We start from the raw sequence: 515 nt of genomic DNA, 5'->3' as shown, positions 1-515 counted from the left end.
CGAGTGTTAGAGATACATCCCAGTGGTTTTTATGCCTGGCTAAAGAAACCAAAGTCTAATCGAGAATTAGAAGACGATCGCTTGCTGACTAAGATTAAACAGTTCTGGACGGAAAGCGGATTTGTGTACGGCTATCGTAACATCACCAAAGACCTCAAGGACGACAATGAACACGTTGGCAAGAATCGGGTGTATCGCATCATGCACCAACACGGCATCCTCTCTCATCGTGGCTATAAAAAACACAAAGGGTTTAAGGGTGGCGACTTGAGTCAGGTGGCACCTAACACCTTAGATCGAGAGTTTGAAGTCATTGAGCCAAATCAGGCTTGGGTTACGGACTTCACGTACATCAGAACCCATGAAGGTTGGTTGTACTTAGCGGTGGTACTCGACTTGTTCAACCGGCAAGTCATCGGCTGGAGCATGAAAGCGAACCCTAGGGCGGATCTGGTTATTGATGCCCTTATGATGGCGATCTGGCGTCGCCAACCTAAAGAGAAGGTACTCATACA

General features: G+C 47.4%; 1 protein-coding gene. It reads left to right on the top strand.

The annotated features are described in order from the left end of the window. Positions 1 to 515, top strand: a 515-nt coding sequence (locus tag IYN85_RS25650) for an IS3 family transposase (RefSeq protein ID WP_196161831.1), incomplete at both ends; no start/stop codon positions are given.

Origin of the sequence: Reinekea sp. G2M2-21 (genome assembly GCF_015687175.1) — a bacterium.
GTDB lineage: Bacteria > Pseudomonadota > Gammaproteobacteria > Pseudomonadales > Natronospirillaceae > Reinekea.
This window is presented reverse-complemented; position numbering and strand designations above follow the sequence as displayed.